The sequence below is a fragment of the Streptomyces adelaidensis genome, from assembly GCF_016598475.1.
Lineage (GTDB): Bacteria > Actinomycetota > Actinomycetes > Streptomycetales > Streptomycetaceae > Streptomyces > Streptomyces adelaidensis.
The window spans coordinates 1-554 of the sequence record NZ_JAEMUX010000295.1; the positions used below are offsets into that span (position 1 = coordinate 1).

Here is a 554-nt window from a genome sequence, read left to right on the forward strand (position 1 = left end):
GTCTAGATCCGCCACCGCGAGGTGCGGATCAGGGCCGTCCGGGCGGCACGGGCGCGTCGGCGTCGGTGCGGGCGGCGGCGCTCCGCTCGTACCGGGCCCAGCGCGATCGCCGCGACCCCGGCGAGCAGGGGCGTCGCCTCGGCGGCGGGCGGCAGGTCGGGTGTCCGGGCTCCCGGTGCGCGCAGGACGCCGCCGGGATGGCACTCCTCGGCCGTGTGGTGGCCGTGGGGCCCGTGCGGCGCCTCGGCGCCGGCCAGGGACACGGCCGCCGGGACGGCCGGTGCCGGCGATCGGTGCGTCTCGTCGCCCGGCCCGTGCACGAAGGTGCACAGGACGATCGTGATAAGGAGGCAGCCGTGTACGAGGGCGGTGAGCGGCCTCGGCCAGGGCGAACCGGCCCGTGCCCGCCGGCGGTGCGCGGGCATGCGGGAGTGTGTCGGCACAGGTCCTCCGGGTGCGCCCACAACTGCTCGGCGGTGCATGACCGGGTGAGCGGCGGGCGCGGGGTGGGGCGGGGAAACAGCCGGACAGGCGGGAGTAACCCGAGGCTTAGT

General features: G+C 77.4%; 1 protein-coding gene. It reads right to left on the minus strand.

Annotation, left to right across the window (positions count from 1 at the left end; translation table 11 throughout):
- Positions 1–2: 2 nt before the first annotated feature.
- The gene (locus I8N67_RS41925; protein ID WP_200309646.1) at positions 3–425 is read right to left on the minus strand and encodes a hypothetical protein; all 423 of its coding nucleotides are present in this window, start codon (positions 423–425) and stop codon (positions 3–5) included.
- Positions 426–554: the final 129 nt, after the last annotated feature.